Origin of the sequence: Acetitomaculum ruminis DSM 5522, from assembly GCF_900112085.1 — a bacterium.
Classification (GTDB): Bacteria; Bacillota; Clostridia; order Lachnospirales; family Lachnospiraceae; genus Acetitomaculum; species Acetitomaculum ruminis.
Genome location: NZ_FOJY01000050.1, coordinates 1 through 1,496, shown reverse-complemented (window position 1 = coordinate 1,496; position 1,496 = coordinate 1). Strand labels below are relative to the sequence as shown.

Sequence of the window (1,496 nt, the reverse complement as noted above, 5' to 3'; positions counted from 1 at the left end):
ACACTTCCAGCTGGTTCTACAGCTTTAGATGCATTAAAGGCTGTATCAGGAGCAGATACTGCATCCGGACCAGACGCAAAAGGATATTATACCCAAGGTATTTTGAAATGGTCAAGCACACAGTGGGGAAATTACATTTCTGCTGTTAAAGTAGATGGTCATAGTAATACAAATAAGTTCTTTGGTGATAATGGAACAGAATCAACATGGGATGTTGCAAGTCAAGATTCTTACGCTTGCTTGGGTAGATTAAATGGCCTTGAAAAAAAATTATATGGTAAATTTAATGTAACATTTAATAATACAGTTAATGAAGTTGGTTATTTAAGTGAAAAAGACTATAACAAATATTCAGGTTGGATGGTTCTCATCAATGGAGAAGCTAGAAATGGCTTTGTAAGAACTGGAGATATAGTATTTAATGAAGCAAGCACTGTTTTAGAAAATGGGGACAAGGTTGACCTTAACTTTACTATGTTTATGGGACTTGATTTAGGACAAGACGGTATGGTAGAAGATGCTCAAGAACTATGGATTCCTGCACACGCATGGAATACTTATTCTTTTGGTGATAAAGAAAAAACATTAGATGACGAGAAACCAACAGAACCGGAGGTACCTTCAAATCAGGAAGAGCCTATAAAAGTAGATGAACCAACACAACCAGAGGAACCTTCAAGTCCAGAAGAACCATCAGAACCTGAAAAACCTTCTAATGCTGAAGACGCTTCAGAAGTTTTTCCAGAAGAAGATGTTAACAAGTTAATTGAGGAAGCTTCAAAAATAGCTACTTCTGAAGATGAAAAATCAAAAGATTATACAGAAAATGAATCAGGCTCATCAGCTTCACAAGCTAGTGGAAGAGGTCTTAAAACCTCCGGCAAATGGACAAATAGAAAAGGTGTTATTTTAGTTACTAAAGATAAATGGTATATTTTACCTTTAGGACATGCTGCAATTATTTATGATAAAAGACATGTTGTTGAAGCACAACTTGAAGGTGTAGTTTTAGGAGATATTAATTGGCGTAAAACCAAAAAAACAGTTTATGAAGTTACTCCTAAATCTACCACCGCAAAACAGGATGCTGCCGTTGCAAACTGGTGCTATAGAAAAGTAGGAAAAATAAAAGACTACAATTTTAACTATTTAGATATTAATACACGTAAAAGGTTTTATTGCTCTCAACTGATATATGCAGGTTATAAAGATTTATACGGTATTGATTTGAATACATCTAAATTTAAAACACCTTTAGGAAATCCAATTCATCCTATGGAGCTTGTAACCACTCCAAAAACTAGAATTATTTATAAACGTTGTTAGGACGTGCTTTTTAAGCTAATGCAATAATTATATTGCAAAAACATAAATAGAAGTCCAACAATGTTATGATAACTAGAATTAGTTGGACTTCTATTTTTAAAGATAAAAATTCAGTGATTTTTATTACTCGTTATGTAAGGGAGATATTTTAATGAAAAAAAATCTAAATC

1 protein-coding gene is annotated in these 1,496 nt (G+C 33.3%); it reads left to right on the top strand.

Going from position 1 to position 1,496, the window contains the following annotated elements; genetic code table 11:
* On the top strand, positions 1–1,326 hold a 1,326-nt coding region (locus BM153_RS13435; RefSeq protein ID WP_092875008.1), incomplete at its 5' end, for a YiiX/YebB-like N1pC/P60 family cysteine hydrolase.
* Positions 1,327–1,496 lie beyond the last annotated feature (170 nt).